20 protein-coding genes are annotated in these 21,889 nt (G+C 71.0%); 4 read left to right on the top strand and 16 right to left on the bottom strand.

Going from position 1 to position 21,889, the window contains the following annotated elements; translation table 11 throughout:
* Window positions 1-22: 22 nt before the first annotated feature.
* Genes A949_RS31925 through A949_RS35295 form a run of 3 tightly spaced genes read right to left on the bottom strand, consistent with a single transcriptional unit; the run spans window position 23 to window position 6,780 of the window.
* Window positions 23-2,200: a serine/threonine-protein kinase gene (locus tag A949_RS31925; protein ID WP_019354026.1), complete on the bottom strand. Its 2,178-nt coding sequence runs from the start codon at window positions 2,198-2,200 to the stop codon at window positions 23-25.
* A gap of 5 nt (window positions 2,201-2,205) precedes the next feature.
* Window positions 2,206-4,416 (bottom strand): outer membrane protein assembly factor BamB family protein, encoded by a 2,211-nt coding sequence (locus A949_RS35830; RefSeq protein WP_237735697.1) that lies wholly within the window; start codon window positions 4,414-4,416, stop codon window positions 2,206-2,208.
* Window positions 4,417-4,440: 24 nt separating this feature from the next.
* Window positions 4,441-6,780 carry an outer membrane protein assembly factor BamB family protein gene (locus tag A949_RS35295; RefSeq protein ID WP_019354024.1) on the bottom strand — a complete coding sequence of 780 codons (2,340 nt, stop codon included), beginning with the start codon at window positions 6,778-6,780 and terminating at the stop codon, window positions 4,441-4,443.
* Between the two features lie 265 nt (window positions 6,781-7,045).
* Here A949_RS35295 and A949_RS0100350 point away from each other — a divergent pair, with 265 nt between their 5' ends.
* Together A949_RS0100350 and A949_RS0100345 are read left to right on the top strand one after the other, a co-directional pair.
* Window positions 7,046-7,483 (top strand): SPW repeat protein, encoded by a 438-nt coding sequence (locus A949_RS0100350; protein ID WP_019354023.1) that lies wholly within the window; start codon window positions 7,046-7,048, stop codon window positions 7,481-7,483.
* 432 nt (window positions 7,484-7,915) lie between these two features.
* On the top strand, window positions 7,916-9,070 hold the full coding sequence (locus tag A949_RS0100345; protein WP_019354022.1) for a YihY/virulence factor BrkB family protein: 1,155 nt from the start codon (window positions 7,916-7,918) through the stop codon (window positions 9,068-9,070).
* A 143-nt stretch (window positions 9,071-9,213) separates the two neighbouring features.
* Here A949_RS0100345 and A949_RS0100340 read toward each other — a convergent pair whose 3' ends face one another.
* The 3 genes from A949_RS0100340 to A949_RS0100330 form a co-directional block, all read right to left on the bottom strand.
* Window positions 9,214-9,438 carry a (4Fe-4S)-binding protein gene (locus tag A949_RS0100340; protein WP_019354021.1) on the bottom strand — a complete coding sequence of 75 codons (225 nt, stop codon included), beginning with the start codon at window positions 9,436-9,438 and terminating at the stop codon, window positions 9,214-9,216.
* A 28-nt stretch (window positions 9,439-9,466) separates the two neighbouring features.
* Entirely contained in the window at window positions 9,467-9,775 is a 309-nt protein-coding gene (locus tag A949_RS0100335; RefSeq protein ID WP_026004203.1) for a GNAT family N-acetyltransferase, read from the bottom strand.
* 145 nt (window positions 9,776-9,920) lie between these two features.
* A complete protein-coding gene (locus tag A949_RS0100330) occupies window positions 9,921-10,577 on the bottom strand; it encodes a hydrolase (protein ID WP_019354019.1) in 657 nt (218 codons plus the stop codon).
* Between the two features lie 330 nt (window positions 10,578-10,907).
* Here A949_RS0100330 and A949_RS0100325 point away from each other — a divergent pair, with 330 nt between their 5' ends.
* Window positions 10,908-11,375: a MarR family winged helix-turn-helix transcriptional regulator gene (locus A949_RS0100325; protein WP_026004202.1), complete on the top strand. Its 468-nt coding sequence runs from the start codon at window positions 10,908-10,910 to the stop codon at window positions 11,373-11,375.
* 154 nt (window positions 11,376-11,529) lie between these two features.
* On the opposite strand, the gene A949_RS0100320 is transcribed toward A949_RS0100325, so the two are convergent.
* From A949_RS0100320 to A949_RS0100300, 5 genes are all read right to left on the bottom strand, one after another.
* Window positions 11,530-12,534 (bottom strand): MerR family transcriptional regulator, encoded by a 1,005-nt coding sequence (locus tag A949_RS0100320; RefSeq protein WP_019354017.1) that lies wholly within the window; start codon window positions 12,532-12,534, stop codon window positions 11,530-11,532.
* Window positions 12,528-13,211 carry a HEAT repeat domain-containing protein gene (locus A949_RS0100315; protein WP_019354016.1) on the bottom strand — a complete coding sequence of 228 codons (684 nt, stop codon included), beginning with the start codon at window positions 13,209-13,211 and terminating at the stop codon, window positions 12,528-12,530. Before A949_RS0100315 ends, A949_RS0100320 begins: the two co-directional genes overlap by 7 nt.
* A gap of 42 nt (window positions 13,212-13,253) precedes the next feature.
* Window positions 13,254-13,916 carry a class I SAM-dependent methyltransferase gene (locus A949_RS0100310; protein WP_019354015.1) on the bottom strand — a complete coding sequence of 221 codons (663 nt, stop codon included), beginning with the start codon at window positions 13,914-13,916 and terminating at the stop codon, window positions 13,254-13,256.
* 214 nt (window positions 13,917-14,130) lie between these two features.
* Window positions 14,131-15,117, bottom strand: a complete 987-nt coding sequence (locus A949_RS0100305) for a helix-turn-helix transcriptional regulator (RefSeq protein ID WP_019354014.1) — start codon at window positions 15,115-15,117, stop codon at window positions 14,131-14,133.
* A 236-nt stretch (window positions 15,118-15,353) separates the two neighbouring features.
* A complete protein-coding gene (locus tag A949_RS0100300; protein ID WP_019354013.1) occupies window positions 15,354-16,562 on the bottom strand; it encodes a S1 family peptidase in 1,209 nt (402 codons plus the stop codon).
* Between the two features lie 485 nt (window positions 16,563-17,047).
* On the opposite strand from A949_RS0100300, the gene A949_RS31915 reads away from it, so the two are divergent.
* On the top strand, window positions 17,048-18,079 hold the full coding sequence (locus A949_RS31915; protein WP_019354012.1) for a hypothetical protein: 1,032 nt from the start codon (window positions 17,048-17,050) through the stop codon (window positions 18,077-18,079).
* 209 nt (window positions 18,080-18,288) lie between these two features.
* Here the strand turns inward: A949_RS31915 and A949_RS31910 are convergent, their stop codons facing one another.
* From A949_RS31910 to A949_RS0100270, 5 genes are all read right to left on the bottom strand, one after another.
* Window positions 18,289-18,510 carry a hypothetical protein gene (locus A949_RS31910; protein ID WP_019354011.1) on the bottom strand — a complete coding sequence of 74 codons (222 nt, stop codon included), beginning with the start codon at window positions 18,508-18,510 and terminating at the stop codon, window positions 18,289-18,291.
* 10 nt (window positions 18,511-18,520) lie between these two features.
* Complete coding sequence (locus A949_RS0100285; RefSeq protein ID WP_019354010.1) at window positions 18,521-18,727, bottom strand: hypothetical protein; 207 nt, start codon at window positions 18,725-18,727, stop codon at window positions 18,521-18,523.
* Window positions 18,728-18,875: 148 nt separating this feature from the next.
* Window positions 18,876-19,484 (bottom strand): DUF5947 family protein, encoded by a 609-nt coding sequence (locus tag A949_RS0100280; RefSeq protein WP_019354009.1) that lies wholly within the window; start codon window positions 19,482-19,484, stop codon window positions 18,876-18,878.
* Window positions 19,481-20,026: a NifU family protein gene (locus A949_RS0100275; RefSeq protein ID WP_019354008.1), complete on the bottom strand. Its 546-nt coding sequence runs from the start codon at window positions 20,024-20,026 to the stop codon at window positions 19,481-19,483. The genes A949_RS0100280 and A949_RS0100275 overlap by 4 nt, the downstream gene beginning before the upstream one ends.
* Window positions 20,019-21,833: a nickel-dependent hydrogenase large subunit gene (locus A949_RS0100270; protein ID WP_019354007.1), complete on the bottom strand. Its 1,815-nt coding sequence runs from the start codon at window positions 21,831-21,833 to the stop codon at window positions 20,019-20,021. The genes A949_RS0100275 and A949_RS0100270 overlap by 8 nt, the downstream gene beginning before the upstream one ends.
* Between the last annotated feature and the right edge of the window lie 56 nt (window positions 21,834-21,889).

Here is a 21,889-nt window from a genome sequence, read left to right as displayed (position 1 = left end):
GGCGGTGGACCGGGGCAGACCGCTATTTCGCGGGCAGGCCGAAGACTCTCCGGTCGGTGGCGACGACGAGCTGCCTCGAGTCTCCGTGCGGCAGCAACCGCGGCAGCCGCTCCTGATCGTCGCTGGTGAGGACCCACTTCACCGCGCGTTCCTTCCGATCGACGGCGGTGATCAAGCGTGGGCCGTCGGAGGGGAAGTACAGGTACCGGTCGCCGGCGGCAGGAACCGCATCAGGTGGGACTTCTGCGGCCCACCCGGCCTTCATCTCCCAGCGCAGCCTTCCCGTGTCCGCTTCGAGAGCCACCACGCCGTTGCCTGGTTCCAGCACGTAGACGGTGCCGTCCTTGTGGAGTGGAGTTCCGTAGTACGGCTTGGCGCCCCGGTGTCCCTTGCGGTCCGTGGAGACTTCCAACGGTCGCCCCGCGCCGAAGCGCCATACCGTCTTGCCGTCCGACACCCGCAGCGCATGGACCTTCTCCAAGCCGAGGTAGAGGTAGCCGTCCGGATTCACGCCGACGGCCGACATGTTCTTGTCGAGTGCCGCGTCGAACTTCCTCGACCAGGTGACGTCACCCGTGGACACGTCGAGTCCCCATATGTTGCCGAGTGCATCGACCAGGATCAACGTGCCCCTGACCGTCGCCACGAGTGTGGCTTCGAAGTCCGACCTCGCACGCCATTTGATCTTCCCTGTCCGCGTATCGAGAGCGACCACATGCCGCTTCAGCGAGTCCTCGGGGACGCTCTTCGGTTTGCCCTGCACTACGAGGACGCTTCCACCAGCGCCCAGCAGGATCGGCCCACTGTGCACCTGCAGATTCTGCAATCCGAGATCGTTCAAATCGGCCACAGGTCCGCCGAATTCCGCGGTTCTGGGGTCGACGCGGCAGAGCAGGAGTTTGTTGCTCACGCCGTACAGGTGCTCACCGTCGGCGACGGTGGGTTCGTCCTCCTGTACGTACCGGTTGGTGCCCGCGTCCTCACCCTGCATGTCGAAGGTGGTGAGACGGTCGCCCGCGACCACTGCCACGTACTCCCCGGCCAGCGCGGGGCGTAGCTCACCCCCGTCGAAGAGCTGCTGCCAGGAGGGTTCGGGAGCGGCAGTCGGTGCGCTCCCGCGAGGCGGCGAGAGGGCTTCCGGCATCGGATCTTCCGGGGTTTCCTGCGCCCGGAACACCGACCACGCGCCGACTGCGACACCGGCCGCCACCGCAGCGCCCCCTCCCAGCCTCAGCGCACGTCGCCGAGTCGGGCGGGAGTGGGCCGAGCCTCTCGTCTCCGCCACCAAATCGGCTTCCGGGTCCGGGAGAGAAGGTGGAGGTGCTTCCCATACGGCCCCGCAGCGCTGGAGAACGTCCGCAAGCACAGCGTCAGGCAGGCAGTCCGCGAACTCGGCCGCACGCCCGTCGAGTCGGGCAGCGAGATCCTGCGTGGTCGGCCGTTCCGCCGGATTCTTGGACAAGCACTGCGCGAGCAGCGTCACCAGCCCGGTGGGGACCTCGGACAGATCCGGCTCACCGTACCGGACTCGATAGAGCAGATCGGCGGTCTGGCCGGTGCCGAACGGCCCTCGGCCGGTGGAGGCGAAGACGAGTACCCCGGCCAGGGCGAAAACATCTCCCGCAGAGGCGTGTTCCTGTCCCGTCGCCTGTTCCGGAGACATGAAGGCCGGGGTGCCCGCCGCCGCTCCGGTCCTGGTGACTCGATCCTCCCCGGCGGCCCTGGCGATACCGAAGTCGATCACTTTGGGTCCGGCGGCGGTCAGGAGAATGTTGGAGGGCTTGAGGTCGCGGTGGACGACATGGGATGCGTGCAACTGCGCGAGGGCTTCGCTCAGCCGGGAACCGACGGCCCGAGTGGCGTCCTCGGGCAGTGGTCCGCACCGGGCAACCATGGCGTCCAACGGCGGCCCGAGCACATATTCCGTGGCCAGCCACGGCGTTCCGGCCGAGACATCTGCGTCCACGACCTCGGCTCCGTGGAACCCTCCGATCACCCTGGCGGCGTCGACTTCCAGCTGGAACCGGGCCCGGAACTCCCGCTGAGCCGCGAAGTCGGGGTGCAGCGTCTTGAGTGCGACCGTGCGACCACGCGGGGATCTGCCGAGATAGACGGTTCCCATGCCCCCGCTGCCGAGTCTGGCGACGAGACGGTAGCCGCCGAGAGTTCGCGGATCGTCGTGCGCGAGGGGAGAGAGCACGGCTATCAGTCCACCGGAAGTGCGTAGATGCTGCGGAGGTTGTCGACAATCACCAGGCCGACCGTGCTGGCCACCGCATTGCCCGGGTTTCCGGATGTTTCTCCGGTCCCCGCCGTCGCGAATCTCCACAGGACGGAGCCGTCACGCGAGTCGAGAGCATCGATCTCGGACAGGCTGCTCTGAAGGATGGTCCGTCCGGAGGCGCTGAGCGTCATCCCGGACAGCGTGGTGCTGTTGCTCTTCGGGTTCGCGTGCTTCGTTCTCCACGGCACCTTGCCGGTTCGGATGTCCACCGCGGAGACCGTCAGTTTCTTGTCGGCGACGTACAGTCTGTCCCTCCGAAGCGCCGCCTGCGCGTTCGCCCAGCCCTCGACCTCCACCGTCCAGCGTTCCTCACCAGAGGACAGCGTCATTCCGCGGAGACCATCGTCCGTGCTCGCGACGAGCAGATCACCGCTCCGGGGGAGGACCAGGCCCGCCGATTCCTTTCCGATCCCGGCGTACTCCCTTTTCCACTTCCGACGACCGCTGCGTCGGTCGAGCGCGATGTAGGCGAATTCGTTCTCTCCGCCACCAGTACCGGTGTTGGCTATGAGCAACTCGGATTCCAGTACGGCAGGTCCGGATGCCCGCCCTTCGGGGGGCGACGAGGTCCCGACAAAGCCGGAGGGGAGCGATGTACGCCACAGCTCCTTCCGTTTCCGGAGGCTGTAGGCCACGGCAGCCATCTTCACCTCACCGGACGAGCCGGAACTGTAATCCTCCACCACGAACCACACCACGCCTCCCGCCACGGCGAGCAGACCGGCCATCGAGGCAGGTGCTTCAGTGCTCATGTACTCCCTCTCCCGCCACTTGATCCGCCCGGAGCGCGCGGAAAGCAGAAGGAACTCGCCCTGATCACCCCCGGAAGCGATCAGGGCATCCCCATGCCCGGCGTCCAGCACACGGGACGGCAACACGTCGTCACGGGACCACAGTTGCTTCCCGCTGTAGACGTCGATCCCCAGGGTGCCCTCTTTGTGGCCCACGAGGAGGGTTCTCCCGCTGAGCAGGAGGAGTTGAGAAGTCGTCGGATCCCGATCCGGAAGCGCGTGACGCCAGATCGGGGGTGGCGCTGTCCCCGGGACGGACTGTTTCGCACGTTCGTGGCGCGCGGGAGCGTACCGCCTGCAGGCACCCGCCCCTGCTGCGCCCATGGCCAGTCCGGCGGTCGCCGAGGCTGCCGTGACGATCAGGGCACGCCGTGACGGTGCAGAGGCAGGGCGGGTCGACGGCCCATGCGCGGTCGCGAGTTCCCGGTCATCGAGTCCTCCGCCCTGCTGCGGGATCCGGGCCGGGGCGGTCGGCGTCGTCTCGCGGAGTCTGGCAGCCTGTCCGTCCAACGCGGCGGCAATCTCCTGGGGTAGTCCGCGGTCGGCCGGCGGCGCCGCATCGCGAAGCGCCTGCAGTAGTTCCTCCGCTCGCGGGCGCTGTGCAGGATCCGTGGCGAGACAGCGGTTCAGCATGTGTCCGGGAACGGTCGCGGCCCCTTTCCGTGAACAATGCGCTGCGCGCGCGAAGAGGAGGACGTACGCCAGGGCGTAGACGTCACCGGGAGGCCGCGGTCGAGCACCCGCACGCTGTTCGGGCGGCACGCTCCCATCATCGACACCGGGTACGGACTCCCGCCGCGTTCCCTCCGCCGCCGCTGCCCGCACCAGTCCATAGCCGGTGAGAAGAGCGCCTTGCCGTGTGATCAGCACCGACTGAGGTGCGATGCCCGCGTGGACCAGACCATGGGTGTGAGCGCGCAGCACTGCCTCGGCAAGCGGCAGCCCGAGATTCCACACCACCGGTTCCGGAAGACAGCCGCCGTGGGCTTCGAGCACGGTGGTCAGCGGAAGAGCAGGAATGCAGTCGTAGGCCACCCATGGCACGGGGGCCCGCGCGGACGACACCTGCCGGACCGGAGCGGTCCCCCGGCCGGTGAGCCGACGGGATTTGTTCGCCTCGGCCCAGAAGCGCAGCCGGTATCCCGGGTCGTCGGCCCGCTTCGTATCGGGCGCCATGACGATCGACGGCGCGCCATCGGCCTCCACCGCGAGCCATCTGTGTACGCCTTCGCCGCCGGTGTCGATGCGCTCGACACAGCGGTACTCATCCAGATCGGGAGCCATCTGCCCCTGCGTCTGCATCTGGTTCTCCCCAGCGGCGGATTCGGATTCGAGCGGCATCGACACGGGTTGTCCGTCGCAATCTCACTGCAGCGGCAGCGAGTAGGCGCTGCGCTCGCTTGCTACCAGCACGTACTCGTCCCCGGCCGTCACATGCCGGCGCCGCAGCGGGTCGCCGGGGCCCGACGGAAGATCCATGAATCTCCACAGCAATGAACCGCTCCGGGTTTCGTATGCGTCCACCTCCACCTGACTGGAGGAGAGCAGTATCCGCCCGTCAGGACTGACCGCCGTGCGCGGAGTTGCCTCGCTCTTCGCCGCTTCGAGATCCAGACGGGCCTCGGTGCGCCAAACAACCTTGCCCGTCCGGGCGTGGATCCGACTGGCTCCGTAGTCGCTGTCGCTGACGTAGACCGCGTCCTTGGACGAAATGGGTGTGCCGAGGAAGTCCGGTCGTTGCCCGTACTTGTCCTCGATCTTGGTCTCCCACGACTTCTTGCCGCGCGGCTCCGCCAACCCGTATGCCCGCAGGATGTTCTTGTCCGCGGCGACGAGTGCGGGCGGGTCGGCGACGGTGGTGAAATGGCCTGCTTCGACGGACTTGTAGGTGTGCTCCCAGGTCTTCTCACCCGTCTTCGGGGCGAAGGCGGTGAGGCGCGCGGGGTCGCCCTGCTCCGCGGTCACCACTACGAGCGCGGCGGGGAGCAGGTGGCTCTCCTGGTAGCCGGTGGGGAGGCGCGCGGTCCACAGTTCACGGTCTGCGGCGAGATCGTAGGCGACGACGGTTCGATGGTGCGAGGCGGAGGAGCCGCGGTTCCCGACCACGAGCCAGACAACCGTTCCGTCGGCGGCGAGGACCGCCACACAGGGGCGGCGGCCGCTCGTGCGGTAGCGCTCCGAGTGCCATCGGATCTCGCCGTCGCGGGGGTCGAGCGCCAGCAGGTCCTCGGAGCCGGCGAGGAGCACCAGTCCGTTGTGGAGGGGCCAGGCCCGGCCGGAGGGGGAGGTGTCCGCACGGCGCCACAACTCCTTCCCGGTACGCATGTCGATGCCGGTGACGTCCGCTCCGTCGGCCAGGAGGGCGACCTCGTCCTGCCACAGCAGAGGCGTGAACTTCTCGGCAGGCTCGGTGAAGTCGTAGCGCCACCGCGGAGTGGGCGGCGCGCCCTTGAGGCGTTTGCGGGACGGGTGTTCGCGTTCCAGTCGTTGCGCCGGGGAAAGGACGGGTGGTTCGTCGGCGGTCACCGCCCAGGTGAACGAGCCGCCGACGGCGACGCCGGCGGCGCCGGCTCCCGCGGCGGTGATCAGGGAGCGGCGTGACGGTGCACGGGTGCTTTTTGCGGCAGAGCCGGCAGCCGGGCCGCCGGGGGTGCCGGGCGTGGGCGAGCAGTCGGCCGGTGCGGGGCCGTCCGTCTGGGTCGGGACAGGGGCGGAAGCGGGTGCGGGGGCGAAGTCCTCGTCGGTCTCGGCCGCGAGGACGGCTGCCGTCTGCACGGCGAGGGCCGCGCTCACTCTCTTCGGCAGCCACCCCGGTACCAGGAGACCGGCCGCGCGGCCGGCGCCGTTGTCCAGTGCCGTGTCCCGGCCGGGCGCGGGGCCACCGTCCAGCATCGTGCTACCCGGGCCGCCGCGCGGCTGCGAGCCTCCGGGCCGCGCCGGTTCGGCCATCCGCGAAGAGTGGTCCGCCGCCTGGACGCTCCCGCCCGTGCCGCCGTGCGGCAGCCGCCGGAGGAACTCCGCCGCCGACGGACGGTCGGACGGATCGGCCGCCATGCAGGTGTGAAGGAGAACGGTGAGCTCGGCAGGGCCGGGGACACCCGGTTCCGCCGCCGTTCCGATTGCGCTCAGTCGTCCCGTCACCGCGTAGCGGAGGACGGCCGCCAGCGCGTACACGTCCCCCAGCGGGCGGGGGCGCCCGCCCGCGACCTGTTCCGGTGCGAGAAAGGGGTGTGCGGTGCGGGGTTCACCGTCCGGGGCGGAGATCCGGGCCGCGCCGTAGCCGCCGAGACGCGGCCCCTCACCGGTCAACAGCACCGCATCGGCTGTGACGCCTGCATGGGCCGCCCCGGCGGCGTGCAAGTGGGCGAGCGCTTCCCCGAGCGCGGTGCCGACGGCGAGCACAGTGCGAAGCGGCAGCGGTCCGCAGGTCTCGACGACGGTCGGCAGCGGCAGTGCGGGGCGATAGGGGGACGCGTTCCAGGTCGGCGCCGAGGGTTCGACCGGCCCGCTCACTTCGCTGACCGGCAGCAGCCAGGGGGTATCGGCGGTGAGCTGCTGGGCGGCCAGGGCCTCGGCGCGGAACCGGTGCAGGGCGGCGGCGGACCGGTCCCGCACGGTGGAGAGGAGAACCGTCCGGTCGCCGTCGGCGGTGCGGCCGAGGAAGCGGTGGAGGGTGGGGCGGACTTCGCTCCCCGCACGGTCCAACCGGCCGACGACGTGCGTACGGTCCCAGCCGCCGTGGATCGTCGTGGCGCAGCCGTTCCATGCCCTCCCCTATGCATGACGGAGAGGAGCAAGCCTACGTCACCGTGATCCCCCGGCCACACAGCGCACTCAGGGGTGACTGGAGAGCCCGAATATGATATAAATCACACTGGATGGGGTGATTTACCCCGTTTGCTGGTCACTCAAGAGGAGTGGTGGACGGTTTGGCCGTTCACCGAAGGCACTCCAAGGAAGGAGGAGGACCATGGCAGTGCCTACTACCGGCAGCACCATCGAGCACCACCCTGACCTCGTGGAGATGCGGGCCCGGTACGAGAAGGCGGGATCCACTCCGACCGCGCAGATCGTCGAAGGGCTGGCCTTTCTCTCCGGCCTCTACATCGCGATCTCACCGTGGGTGGTCGGTTTCAACGGGACGACGAGCCTGGCGGCGAGCAACCTCATCGTGGGGCTGGCGTTCGCGGTGCTGGCCTTCGGATTCGGTTCCGCCTACGAGCGGACGCATCTGCTGGGCTGGACCGCACCGCTGCTCGGAGCCTGGGTGATCGTCTCGCAGTGGGTGATCAACGGCGCTCCGGACACAGCGCAGATCGTGGTCAACAATGTGGTCGCGGGAGGTGTGGCAGCACTCTGCGGATTCGCGGTCATGGGGTTGGCCCTCATGGGCAGGCGAAGGACGTGAAGCCCGTCGGCTGACCCGCGGACAGCAGAATCAATCACGACGCGCGGTATCTGATGCGCGTCCGGAACGGGCGGAGCGGCCCCAGCGAGGCTGCGCCGCCCGTCTCGTGTCTCCGGGGCCGCAACGATGATCCCGCCGGCCACCTGCGCCGCACAGCGGCCTCCGGTCCTCTCAACCCGCCGTCGGCCGCCGCCCCGGCCCCCCGATCCCCCGCCGGACGATCCGGCACCCGCCGGATGGCTCTCCGGGGAGTGCGCACGGGTACGGGCTGGGGTTGGCTGGGACGGCGAGAGCGGACCGGTACCGGCGCCGGGCGGGGTCCCCGCCCGGCAGCACGAACCCCCGCACCTGGTTCCCCGTGCGGGCGACCACCGCGAGGCATCGGTCGGGCGCACGGGCAGACGGGCAGGTCGAGGAGGCGTCCGACGGGCCATGGGCATGGGCACGGCGCAGCGGATCGACGCCTTCCAGCAGCGGCACCGCTGGGCCGGTCTGCCGCTGGCCGTCGTCTACAAGGTCTTCGACGACCAGGCCCTCTATCTCGTCGCGCTCCTCACGTATTACACCTTCCTGTCGATCTTCCCTGTGCTGCTGCTGTTCGTCTCCGGGCTCGGCTTCTTCCTGGAGGACAACCCGGATCTCCAGCGGCAGCTGCTGAACTCGGTGCTCGGGGAGTTCCCGGTGCTCGGGGAGCAGCTCAGAGGGCGGATCCACGCCTTCCGCAGCAACGGCATCGCTCTCGCCATCGGCATCCTCGGCAGTCTGTACGGGAGTCTGGGTGCTGCTCAGGCCGCGCAGTACAGCCTCAACAAGATCTGGGCGGTCCCGCGCTACCAGCGGCACGACCCCTTCAGGTCGCGGCTGAAGGGGATGCTCTTCCTGACGACGGTGGTCTGCGGGCTGTCCGTGACACTGCTGCTGTCGCTGGCGGCCTCGGAGTCCGAGGCGTTCGGGACCGACCTGGGCACCGGGCTCCGCGCGACGATCACGCTGGTGGCGGTGGCCGTGAACGCCGGGCTGCTGCTGGCCACCTACAGCTTCCTCACCCATCATCGGGTGGCGCTGCGCGGGCTGTGGGCGGAGTCGCTCGGCGCCGCCTGCGCCTGGCAGGCGCTGCAGTGGGCCGGCGGGTACTACGCGACCAATGTGCTGCGCGGCGCGAGTGCGACCTACGGGATGTTCGGCATCGTGCTCGGCCTGCTCGGCTGGATCTACCTGGGTGCGTTGATCTTCATGGTGGCGGCCGAGGTGAGTGTGGTGCGGGCCCACCGGCTGTGGCCCCGGAGCCTGCTGACCCCGTTCACCGACCGGGTGTGGCTGAACTGGGCCGACCGCCGGGCGTACACCTCCTACGCGACGACGGAGACCTTCAAGGGCTTCGAGACCGTCACCGTCGAGTTCCACCAGCGCCCACCGCCGGGCCCCCGCCCGGCAGCGGGCTCTGCGGACGACCCGTGGGGCGAGGACCCGGCCGAGGCACCCTCTCCGGAAGCGGACCCGGCACGGCGGCACCGGCCCCCGGCGGATCCGGCGGAGAACGAGCCCCCGGACGCGGACCCGGGGCCGCCGGGCTGGAAGCACGAGTGAGGTCCACCGTCGTGGCCCGAGGCGCGGAGCGGCCGTGTGACGTTGCGCGTGTGGTCCGGTGGTGCGGCCCTCACCTCCTGGTCTCCGCTTCTCGCCGTGACCGCGGCCGGGCACCCTCGTGGGACTCAACCCTCCGGTGGGATTCAACCCTCCAGTCGGTACTGCAGTGCACCCGAGGGACAGCGCCGGATCACTTCGGCCAGGCGCTCGGCCTCGGCACCGTCCGGCCGGATCCAGGGGCGCTCGCCCGGGTCGAAGACCTCCGGCAGACCGCGGACGCATTCGGCGGCATGCAGGCAGCGCCCGGCCTCGAAGGTCACGGTGATGGACTTTCCCTCGTACGTCTTCTTCTCGGCTCGGCCGCTCATACCGCCTCCGTCGCTGCCATCCGGGTGTTCAGTCGCTGACTCTGCTGCGGGACTGGTAGAGCAGGTCCCGGTACTCGGGGTGCCGGTCGATCCAGCCCGCGAAGAACGGGCAGGTGGCCAGCACTCGCAGGTTCGCGGCACGCGCCTCGTCGAGGGCGGTGCGCGCCAGGGCCGCTCCGACTCCCCTGCCTTCGTGTTCCGACGAGACCTCGGTGTGCACGAACGCGATGAGTTCCGGCGTACGGAGGTACTCCGCGACGCCCGCGACACCGGACTCTCCGCGGCCGCGGGCCTCGTACCGCCGGGCCTCGGGAGCGTCGCTCACTTCCACTGACACGTGTCCTCCATGCGGCCGTTCCCCTGGGGTACTGCCACGTCGATCGATGCGGTTGGTGCGTCGATGCCGGTCCGGTGCCCGCTCACCTCGAAATGAGCGCGCACCGGAATGCGGCGCACCGGCGGGAGCCGGTGCGCCCGTGTCCTCAGGCTGCGGTTCCCGCACGGCCGGCGAGGAGCTGCGTCTCCCAGGCGAAGGCCACCCCGCCGGCACCGCCGTGCTGCTGCTGGATCTCGGCGACGCCCGGCACGGTGGCCTCGCGCGCCCAGTCGCGCTGCCACTCGCCCAGGACGGCCATCCAGGTGAGGGGCACCACGCCTGCCTGGACCATGCGCTGCACCGCCATGTCGTGGGCCTCCTTCGAGACGCCACCCGATGCGTCGGTGACGACGAAGACCTCGAAGTCCTCACCCGCCGCCTGTATGGCCGGCATCGCCACACAGATCTCCGTCCAGAGGCCGGCGATGATCAGTTTCCGGCGTCCGGTAGCCCTGACGGCGTCCACGACGCGCTCGTCCTGCCAGGTGTTGATGAAGGTCCTGTCGAGGGGCTTCTGCTCCGGGAACACGTCCTGCACGTCCTGGAGGAGACGGCCGCCGCGCTCCTCCAGGACGGTGGTCAGCACGGTCGGCACGTCGAACACCTTGGCGGCCTTGGCGAGTCCGACGACGTTGTTGACGACCATCGTCGGCTCGTGGCTGTTCAGGTTGGCGAACTGGAACGGCTGGTGGTCGATGAGTACGAGGACGCTCTCCTCGGGGGTCAGCAGCGAGTCGAGTCCGGCCTTGTGCTCGGTGCTCATGAGGTTCCTTTCCGCAGCTTCGCGTCCGCGGGGCCCGGAGAGCGAGCACCGAAGTCCCGATGCCTGCGGCGAGCCGAATACGGCCGTCTCGGACGGCACCCCCGCTCCATTTGGTTGACGCATCATCTACATTAGGGCGCGGTGGTTGACGGGTCAACCAACTGTCCATGTCTTCCCGCCGGGACCGATGGAAGCGGGAGGACGACTGCTGTGGCCCGCCCCGGTCCATGACCGCTGCCCGCCGCACCCAGGACGCTCCCGGCAGCGCCGGAGGACCGGCCGCCCCTGCCCGATGGGCGGCCTGCCGACGCTCTCGTTACGCTCCACCCCATGGACCCAACGCCTCGCTGGCTGACCTCGGAGCAGACTGCCGCCTGGGACAGCTTCATCCGCATGCAGGAGAAGCTCATCGGGCGGCTCTCGCGCCGGGTCCAGGCCGACTCCGGCATGTCGGCCTCCGACTACATCGTGCTGGTCAAGCTCACCGAGACCGGCGACGGGCGGCTGCGTTTCATGGATCTGACGAAGTCGGTGGAGTGGGAGAAGAGCCGTATGTCCCACCAGATCGCGCGGATGGCGAAACGCGGACTGGTGGCCAAGGAAGAGTGCCCCGACGACGGACGGGGAGCGTTCATCGTCGCCACCCCGGCCGGCTACCAGGCGATCGAGGAGGCCGCGCCCGTGCACGTCGAACACGTCCGCCGCCTGTTCATCGACGCACTCACCGGCGAGGAACTCGACACACTGGCGCGGATCTCGAACCGCGTCCTCGCCCATATGGAGCGGCAGCCCGACTGACGCCTCGACCGGCGGGCTGCCGCCGACGCCGACCACACTCCGGCCGGCGGCCGCCGCGACAGAGCGGCGACGCGTCCTCCCCTGGTACCGAGGCTGGACCACGTGTGGACTCGGGCCCAGGGCCCGCAGGCCCCCGGCCCGGAGAAGTGGACCCTCAGCGTGCCTCGCGGAGTTGCAGGAGATACTCCGCGGTCAGCGCCACCGCGCGGTCCTCGTCGTGGGACAGCTCCTGGAGGGCGCGGGACGCCGTCGCTCCCGGAATGCCCGCCAGGGCTTGGGTCAGGCGGCCCCGTGCGTCCGCTTCGGCCGTCTCGTGCGCGAGGCGGCCGACGAGCCCGGCCGCGATCCGTTCGGCCGTGGCGGTGTCGCTCGCCAGCTCGCCCAGTACGTCGGCCGCCTCGGTGTCGTTCGTTCCCGCCACGATCATGTCGACGAGTACGGGCAGCGCTTCGGCCGCCCCGCGTGGCCCGAGCGCCAGGGCCGCGTGACCGCGGACTTCGGGGTCGGGGTCCGCGAGAGCGTCCCGCAGGTGCGCGGTCGCCGCGCCACCGGGCAGCTCGGCGAGGGCCTGGACGGCCCGCCGGCGCACTCCGGGCGCCGGTGCGGCGAGACCGTCGGCAAGCAGCTCCGCGCCCCCGCCGCCGGAGTGCGCCAGCGCCCAGCGAAGGGCGCCCGCGACGTTCGGGTCCGTCTCGTGCAACACGGCCTCGACCAGGGCTCCCACCGGCACCGGAAGCCCCTCCGCCGAGGAGAGTGCCGCGCGCTGACGGTCGTCGGCGTGCTGGGACCCCAGCGCTCGGAGGAGGGTGACGACCCGGAGGACGTCCTCCCAGCCGGCGGGATCCGCGGCGTCGATCCGGCGCAGCCGCGTGAGCAGTTCCGTCTCGGCCGCGATGCGGTCCTGTGTCCGGCGGATGAGGTCGGTGACGAGGGCCGAGGGCGTGAACCCCGGGTCGTCGAGCGCGCGCCCGATCTCCCGCAGCGACAGGCCCAGCGACCGCAGGCTCTCGATGTGGAAGATCCGCCGGACGTCCTGCGCCGAGTACTCCCGGTATCCGGAGCCCGTACGGCCCGACGGCCGGACGAGGCCGAGCGATTCGTAGTGCCGGAGCATACGGGCGCTCACCCCGGACCGGCGGGCCACCTCACCGATCAGCATCCTTCTTCTCGTCCCTCCTGCGGAGCCCCGGCGAGGGCCACGATGCGCTTGGCCTCCTCGACGGCGGGCCCGAATCCGGCGTCCGGGTCGTGCAGCAGCCGCCGGGTGGCGAGCGCGTGCGCGCGCACGCCCGGGTCGCCGGCGAACGCCGCCTGCGCCAGGGCCGGTGCACTCACTTCGCCGAGCGCGACCAGCGCCTGGCTGAGACTCAGCTGCGTCTCCCGCTCACCGCGCCCGAGCTGCGTCGCCAGCGCCTCGGCCAGGGCGGACTCGTCGCCTTGCGGCACGAGCACGACCGCGGTCCGCCAGGCGCTTCGCGCCACCTCGTCGTCGGCGTCGGACAGCAGCGCCGGTGTGATCGCGGGCCACGCCTGCCGGTCTCCGATCTTGGAGAGTGTGTGCAGTGCCTGGCTGCGCGCCTGGGCGCGTTCCGCGCGGACTTCCCGGAGCAGTCCGGGGAGGGTCAGGGACGCCGGGTGGCGGGTGAGCGCCCAGGTCAGCATGTCGCGGACGAAGAAATCGGGCTCGATCGCGCAGTGCTCGAGGAGCTTGCCCACGAAGCTCGGGTCGGGTGCCGTCCCCGCTGCCAGCGCGGTGCGCAGTCGCACCGCCGAGCGGCTGTCCTCCAGTCCTCCGAGCACCTGTGCCGGGTCCCTGTCCTGTCCCACCGTGGTCATCGGACCACCTCCTCGGGAAGCAGTGAAGACCTTGACACCGTGTCAAGGGCAACCGGGACCGGCGGCTCGGGCCAGCACGTGGGCGTCGAGAAAGCCCCGTTCGGAGGCGGGGTCGTGGAGCAGCCGGGCGAACGGGACGAGTCCGGCCCGGGCCAGCAGTGCGGCGAACCGGTCCGTCGGCCAGCTGTAGGCGGGCGTGACCTTGTGGTCGAAGCGGACCGGATCGGGCCCGTCGGTGGCGAAGAACGAGGCCAGGAGCAGGCCCCCGGGCTCCAGGACGCGCACCTGCTCGGCGAGCAGCGCCGGCAGTTCCCCGGGCGGGGTGTGGATCATCGAGTAGTGGGCCAGTACGCCGCCGAGCGCGCCGTCCGCGACCGGCAGGGCCTCCATCCGTGCCTCGTCGAACCGCAGCGCCGGATGGGCCCGCCGGGCGTGGTCGACCATGGCCGGGGACAGATCGAACCCGAGCGCGTCCAGCCCCAGGTCGGCCAGCATGGCCGTGAGATGTCCCGGCCCGCATCCGACGTCGGCGGCCCGCGGGTTGCCCGTTTCGCGTACCAGCTCGGCGAAGGTGCCGATCATGTTCCGCGCGAAGGGCTGCCCCTCCAACCGGCCGGCGAACAGCGACGCGTACAACTCGACGACCCCGTCGTAGGCCGCTCTGGTCTTCTCCTGGTGTGCTGCCACGGAGAGGAAGTCAATCATCCGCCGCCCGCGTCGCGTCTCCCCGGCACCGACGCACCGGGTCCGACGCCCTTCACCCGTCGCCGGGGACGCTCGCGGCAGCCGCGTTCGTCCCTCGGGAGCACCCCGGGGCGGGAAGCGGCCGCTCGGCCGAGGGAGGCCTCGCGCCTCGGCTCGCTCTCCCGCACTCTGGCGGTCTCCTCGGGCTGCCGGCGGTGCTGCTGGAGGCGGCCGGTCAGTCGATCCAGCCCTTGCGGACAGCGAGCAGCGCCAGTTGGAAGCGACTGGCGGCCCCGGCACGCGAGCTGAGGTCGGCCAGGTGGCGGGAGAGGGTGCGGCGGCTGATCCCCAGCAGTTCGGCCATCGTCTCGTCCGTGAGGCCGCTGCTCAGCAGCTCCAGGATGCGCCGTTGGAGGGGCCTGAGTGCTCGGGGTGCACGTTCGCCGAAGTGCAGCGGGAGCGCGGCCTGCCAGGCGGTCTCGAACAGTCCGACCAGTGCGGACAGCAGGCTGGAGGGCCGGACGACGAGCAGCGAACCGTCGGCCTCCGTGCCGGTCGAGGACATCGACACCTGTGCCTCCCGGCCGTCGAAGACTGCCAGTTTGACCGGCACGCCGGAGGTCACTCGGGCCTGCTCCCCGGCGCTGATGCACGGCATGACGTTGCCCGCGTAGTAGGCCGTGTTCTGTACGGCGGACTTGGCGTAGACGGCGCGGTAGACCACGCCGCGGGCCAGATTGTCGATCTCCAGCGGGTTGGGGCCGCCTCCGGTGTGGTAGGGCGGGGAGTCCAGCCGCAGCACCTCGTGTTCCACGGCAGCTTCCGCCTGGTGGATCCGCTCCCTGATGCGGTCTCCGGTCACCACCTCCACCAGGTCCTCGGTGGCGGGCGGGTGCACGGTGCGGCGGAAGACACGGTAGGCGTCGGCGGCGGCCAGCCGGGCGTCCTGCAGTTCGGCGGACCGGGCGGTCAGGAGCCGTTCCAGGGCCCAGGCGGGTTCGAGCGGGACCACTCCGGGGCGGCTGTCGCCGGAGCCGGCCAACAGGCCCAGTCCGATGAGCCGTTCGGCGACGGCCTGTACGAGCGCCGGGTCGCGGTCCAGGCGGGAGGCCAGCTGTTCCAGCGTGCAGGGGCCGGCGGCGAGGGCGGCGCGGTAGAGGGCCTCCTCCTCCGCGTCCAGCCCGAGGCGCCGCAGATGGACGGCGAGTGCCTCGTCGGGCATCCGGCTCTCCCTGTGTCCGGTCGGCAGCGGTACGCACCGGGCACCGGTCGCCGCACGGCCGTTCCGTCGGCGGCTCCGCGTTCCAGCACGCCGCCATTCTGCCCCGACACGGCCGCGGTGCGGCCGGTCGTGCACCGAATGCGAGGCGGTGTGCCCGGAGCCGCACTGGCGTCCGGGCACACCGCGGGAGGGAAGGCCGCCGCAGGACGGCGGGGCCGGCGGGGCCGGCGGGAAGGTCAGCGGGTGGTGAGGTCCAGGTCGTAGTACGACAGGGCGTCGTCCAGCGGCTGGAAGTACGAGTGGCCCTCGTCGTAGACCCCGCCGCAGGTCTGGCCGATGGGGCCGCCGGAGGTCATGCCCTGGGCCTGGTTGCCGGAGATGTAGGCACCTCCGCTGTCTCCGCCCTCGGTGCAGACCGTGGAGCTGCCCAGTCCGGTCACCACGGTGTCCGGCCCGCCGTTGCGGTCCGTGTAGGTGACGCTCACGTCATAGCCCTCGACCGAGCCGCAGGTCCAGCCGGTGGTGGAGCCGGACTTGCACAGGTCCGCGCCGACGGGGGCCCGGTTGCTGCCGCGGACGGCGACGTTGCCGGTACTGCCCCAGGTGCCCACGGTCGGGGTGATGTCCCAGCCGGAGTCCACCCGGGCGACGCCCATGTCCACGCTGTGCTCTCCGACGTGGAAGCGGCCGGTGGTGCCCTTGGCGAATCGTGACCCGTCGAAGTAGAGGCCCGGGAGGTTCTCGATGCAGTGGCCGGCCGTCACCAGGTACTCGGTGCCGGAGGAACTGGTGGCACCGAAGCCGACGGAGCACCAGGAGCCGGGGTCGTTGTTCAGGTTCATCCGGCTGCCGGGGTACACATCCCGCTGCACAGCCAGGCGTTCGGTGTCCTTCTCGATCCGCACGGCCTTGCCGTACTCGCGTGCGGCGGCCAGGAACGTGCGGGTCGCCGCGTCCCGGCCGGCGTCGGCCACCTTCACCACGACGGTGTCGGAGCTCAGGTCGGCGGACCAGGAGACGACGCCGGAGGGCGTCTTGTCCCGGGCACGGGCATCCAGTTCGTCGGTGATCTTCTCCAGTGCGCGGGCGCCGCGTTCGGGCACCCGGGCGCTGAGTCCGGCGTGCCGGGCGCGTTCGGCATCGGACCGGCCGGTGACGTTGAGGGTGAGTCTGCCGTCCGTGAAGTAGGTTCCGTCGGTCTCGACCCCGTCCCGTCGCAGCCGGTCCAGCCGCTGCTGCTGCGTGTGCTGGTCGTCCAGGCGCTGAACGGCCGCGTGCTTGCTGATGCCGAGCGAGTCGGCGAGGGCCTCGACCATGGCGGGTTCGTACGTGCTGCCGGAGCCGGTGGGGGCGGGCTGTGCCTCGGCGAGCCCGCTGGAGGCCATGACGGCTGCGATCGACGTGGCGGCGAGCAGACAGTTCCGTATGCGGCGCATGCTGCGCATTCGGGGGGTTCCTTCCGCATGGGGGTGGTGGGAGCCGCGCAGCGGCAGGAATTGCCGGGACATTGGTGGGGAAATGCCGTACGGCGCCGTTTCCGGGCGAAGGTCGTCCGCCGCGGAGTGGGCATTCCGGCCGCTGCGCAGTTCGAGAGTGGCGGGCTCGCTACTTTGCCGACAAGAGCCGGGCGGGCACCGCCTGTTAAGTCGACGGTGCGCTTCTCTTAATGCCCCACCCGCGGCACACCGGACACCGGGCGCCAGCGCGCACGCGCCTGACCGGGCCGCGGGACCGGCGGCTTTCGCCCCAGCCGGCCCCGGACCGCGCCCGATTCCGCCAATGGCACATCCGGGACACCGACCGCGGCGTATTCCCGGTAGAACGGCTCCGGCACGGCGGACTCCGCAATGCCCGTCGCGCCGCACCGGGTTACGGGGACCAGCTGGGACGGGCCCGGAATATTGGTCCGGACTTTCGCGAGGAGAAACGCATGACGACCACCCGGCCGGCGCGTTCACAGAATGCGGAGAATTCCCGCGGGGAGCGAGGGCGGGGTGCGGGGGAAAGCACCGTCGGCCGGCCGGGGAGCGCCCCGGGACGCGGCGCCTTCGCCGCGGAACTCCGTGCGGCTCTGGTGCACCGGGGCCTGCCGTTGGAGCGGGTGTGCAGCCGACTGGCTGCGCGCGGTATCCGCCTCTCCCCCGCGACACTGAGCTACTGGCAGCACGGTCGCACGGTCCCCGAACGGTACAACTCGCTGCGGGCCGTGGCGGAGTTGGAGGACATCCTGCGGCTGCCGGGCGGCACGCTCGGCGCACTGCTGCCGCCGCAGCGCCCGCGGGGCGGAGCCCGCGACGGCACCGCGGTGGGCAGGGCCGCCCGTCAGCCGCTGTTCGGCGCCGGGTCCTGGCAGGAGCGGGCGCTCGGCACGGACCTCAGCCGTCTCAACGAGAACTTGACGGTCGTCTCGACCCGGGAGGTGCTGCATCTCGACGACCGGGGGCGGCTGAGCCAGCTGAGCGTCAGTCACCTGGTGCGGGCCCGGGAGAACGGGGCCCGCCGCATGGTGAACCTGCACTGCCTGGACAATCCGGGGGCCTCGCGGGTGCACGTGGACCCCGTATGCGGACGGACGGAGCGGCTGCACCTCCACCCGGAGAGCGGGAGTGTGCTGATCGCGACGCGCTTCGGGCGCGATCTGCTGCGCGGGGAGACCGCGCTGGTCGAGTACCGGCTGCGCCCGGAGGACGGGGTACTGCCCGCCGGCCGGCACGAGCACGGGGTGAACAGCCCGCACCGGGCGTATCTCCTGCAGGTGTTCTTCCATCCCGCGCGCGTGCCGGCGGTGTGCCAGACCACCTTCCGGCCGGACGCGGACGCCGAGCCGAAGGGACTCCGGCGGCTGCGGCTGGATGTCCCGCACAGCGCCCATCTGCACCGCAACCGCTGCGAACGAGGGCTGCACGGCCTGGCCTGGACATGGCCGAAGGACCTCGTGGCCGGACGGCCGGCCGCAGCCTGATCCGGTTCCCGCCTCCGGACGGCGCTCCGCGGTGACTTCACCGCCGGTGGATCGTCAGGTCCGCTTCCGGCAGGAAGGGCCGGGCACCGAGGTGGCTCGGCCCGCTCGGTTCGCGGCCCGGTGCACCCTTCGGGGGTCCGAACCGGCACCTGGAGCGGGCCACCGCAGCGGCCCGCTCACCGCGCGGGCCCGGTCATCCCGCGGCCCGCTCACTGCGGCGGCCGCGCTCCGGAGGTGAAGCCGATCATGCGCCAGATCCGGACCTCGCGCACCAGGCCCGGGAACTCGCGGACCAGCATCGCCAGGACGACGGCTCCGAGGACCGCGCCCTGGCCGAGCAGTACCCGCTTGGCCGCGCACGGGCCGGAGCGGGACCGCCGGCCGCGCGCGGAGGCGCACCGTGATGTCTGTGACGTGGGACGTCGCTGCATGTGCCGCTCCTCAGCCGGGCGAGATGTTGGGCATGATCTTCATGATGGCGTTGTGCTTCCTCCCCTGGACGCCGGTGGACCGCCTCGCGTCCGCGGTGCCGTCCTCGTGGTGACCCGGCTGCCGGTCGCCGGGGCCTTCGTTGCCCTGGCGGATGCCCCGGACGTGGGTGGGAGTGTCGGGTGCGACGTGCGGTTGTCCGACGCGGATACGGCCCATGGCGTCCTCCCTTGCCTTCCGTTGTGTCCGGGACCGGACGGTCCGGTCCCGGACGGTCCGGCCCCGGGGCTTCCGCCCCAGGGCTTCCGGCCCGGCTGTCCGGTCCCGTCGCCGCTGTGCGCGGGCCGGCGCCCGGTGTGTCGCGCGGTCACCCCGGCTGTTCGGCCAGCTCGGCGAAGAACCGGTCGATCTCGGGCCACACCCGGCTGCCGCCGCTCAGGCCCCGCCACTCCCGCCGGACGACCGCCACCATCCGGAAGCAGTCGTCGATCGGGACGATCCAGTGCTGCTCCCGGCCCTGGACGGTGTTGACGAGCAGCGCCTCCACGTCGAGGGCCAGGTCTTCCAGCGCGGGGCAGCGTGCGACGGCCCCGCGCCACGCCTCGGGATCGAGTTCCCACTGGGTCGCCCCCGCTGGACTGGGATAGTGCGCGCGTACGCTCCCGTCCGCGCGAGGGACGAAGAAGGCCAGGCCGACCGGGACGCCGAGCTGCGCGGTCGGTACCGGCTCCAGCCGGGTGCGCCGGTGCGGGATCAGCCGGTAGTGCCCCTCGCTGGCGGCTTCCCGGACGAAGAGCACCGAGCACGGCCGGCAGGCGCACAGCACCTGCTCGGCTGCGGTGTCCAGCAGGTGCCGGTGGTCGCCGGGGGCGGGGGCACCGCACAGGTCGCAGCGCTCCGCGTCCGGCCGGACGGCGGGCCCGGTGTCCGGGTCCGCCGCGTCACGGATGACGCGGGCGAGCGCTCCGGGGGTCATGTCGTCCCCGCGGCGGGTGCGGCGGTGGGCAGCAGGGTCTCCAGCGGTACGAAGGCGGCTGCCGGTTCGTCCGGCACCCGGCGGACGTCCAGGAGTTCGGGGGCGGCGGCCAGCAGCGCGTCGCGCACGGCTTCCTCGACGCCGGACGCGGAGCCGCCGCACCCCTTGGTGCTGAGCCGGACGGCGGCGACGCCCTCGTCGATGCCCACCAGTTCGAGGGTGGTGCCGCGCCGGCGCAGTGCTTCCGCGGCGTGTTCGACGGCGGCGGCGACGCGCTGTTCGACGGGGTCGGGGTGGAGCCGGTGCAGCACCAGGAGGTGGTCGAGGAGCTGGTCGCCGGTCAGCCGCTCGGCCAGTTCGGGATCGGCGAGGTCGCGGATCCGGGCCAGCGCCTCGCCGTAGATCTCCGTGAGTCCGCGCACGGCGGCGAGGGCGGCGTCGGCGGCCGGCCCGGCGACCGTCTCCACGCGTTCGAGGAGTTCGTCCAGGTGGGCCAGCCGCTGTTCGACGTCGTCGTCGGTCAGCCGGAGGGTGTCAGCCATGGCCGGCTCCGGTCCCGTTGCCCGCGCCGAACATCGGCGAGTGCGTCTGCTGGAGTTCCTTGCCCTTGCCGAGGTACATGTGGACGCCGCAGGGCAGGCAGGGGTCGAAGCTGCGGACGGTGCGCATGATGTCGATGCCCTTGAAGTCGTCCGGGCCGTTCTCCTCGAAGACGGGCTGGCCCTGCACCGCGTCCTCGTAGGGGCCGGGGTTGCCGTAGATGTCCCGGGGGCTGGCGTTCCAGGGGGTGGGCGGATAGGGGTGGTAGTTGGCGATCTTCTTGTCCTTGATCACCAGGTGGTGGGAGAGGACGCCGCGCACCGCCTCGTGGAATCCGCAGCCGATCCCCTCCTCCGGCAGCTCGTAATCGTTGAAGATCTTGGTGTCGCCGGCCCGCACCAGGTCCATCGCCTGCTCGGCGAACTGCAGGGCCATGGCCGCGGAGTAGGCGACGAAGTAGGGGCGGGCCCGGTCGCGCTCGAGAGTGTTGGACCACTTCGGGATCTCCCACTCGAACGTCATCTCGGGCAGCTTCTCGCTCTTGGGCAGCGAGATGCGCACACTGCGCCCGGTCGCCTTGATGTACGGCGTCTCCACCAGTCCGTTGAGCGCCGTGGACCAGAGCCTGGCCAGCGGGCCGCCGCCGGTGTCCAGCGGCAGATGCTGCCCGCTGGCGCTGTCGTACCAGCGGGGGCTCATCACCCAGCTGTAGTTGCCCTCGAAGTCGCGCTTCTGCGGTGCGGGGACGGTCGTCTGGTTCCACGGGTGGCGCATGTCGACGGGGTTGCCGAGCGGGTCGCGGGTGACGAACGGCTCCTCGTTGACCCAGTCCTCGTAGTACGAGCTGCCGAGCAGGATCCGCATGCCCAGGTTGATGTCGACGAGGTTGTTGGTGACCAGTTCCCCGTCGACGATGATGCCGGGGGTGACGAACATCTTCTTGCCCCAGGCGTTCATGTTCTCGTAGCGGTAGTCGCATGCCTGGTGGTCCTGCCAGGCGCCCCAGCAGCCGAGCATGATCCGGCGCCGGCCCACTTCCTCGTAGCCGGGAAGCGCCTCGTAGAAGAAGTCGAAGACGTCGTCGTTCATGCAGACGGACTTCTTGACGAAGTCGAGGGTGCGCATCAGGCGGGAGAGGTAGTCGGTGAAGGTGGTGGGCGAGGGCATCGTCCCCACCCCGCCCGGATACAGCGTGGAGGGGTGCACATGGCGCCCCTCCATGAGGCAGAACATCTCCCGGGTGATCCGGCTGACCTGCAGGGCCTCCTTGTACACGGCGCCCTCGAAGGGGTTGAAGGCGCGCATGAGGTCGGCGATGGTGCGGTAGCCGTGCACGTGGGCGTGGGGGGCCTCGGTCCGCTCGGCCTTGGCCAGCACGCCGGGGTTGGTGGCCTTGACCATGGCCTCGCAGAAGTCCACGAAGACCAGGTTGTCCTGGAAGATGGTGTGGTCGAAGAGGTACTCCGCGGCCTCGCCGAGGTTGGTGATGTGCTCGGCCAGCGGCGGAGGCTTGACCCCGTAGGCCATCTGCTGCGCATAGTTGGAGCAGGTGGTGTGGTTGTCGCCGCAGATGCCGCAGATGCGGCTGGTGATGAATCCGGCGTCCCGCGGGTCCTTGCCCCGCATGAACACCGAGTAGCCCCGGAACAGCGACGAGGTGCTGCGGCACTCGGTCACCTCGCGGTTGGCGAAGTCGATCTTCGTGTAGATGCCGAGGTTGCCGATGATCCGGGTGATCGGGTCCCAGGACATGTCCACGACCTGCGGGGTCTTGCGCCCCGCAGTGGCCCGGTCAGCGGTTGCCGTCATATCAGTCCTTACCTGGTCACCGGGCCGGGGCCCGTCGCGGATGGTCTGCTGTCGTG

The sequence above is a fragment of the Streptomyces sp. AA1529 genome, from assembly GCF_000280905.1.
Taxonomy (GTDB): Bacteria; Actinomycetota; Actinomycetes; order Streptomycetales; family Streptomycetaceae; genus Streptomyces.
This window is presented reverse-complemented; position numbering and strand designations above follow the sequence as displayed.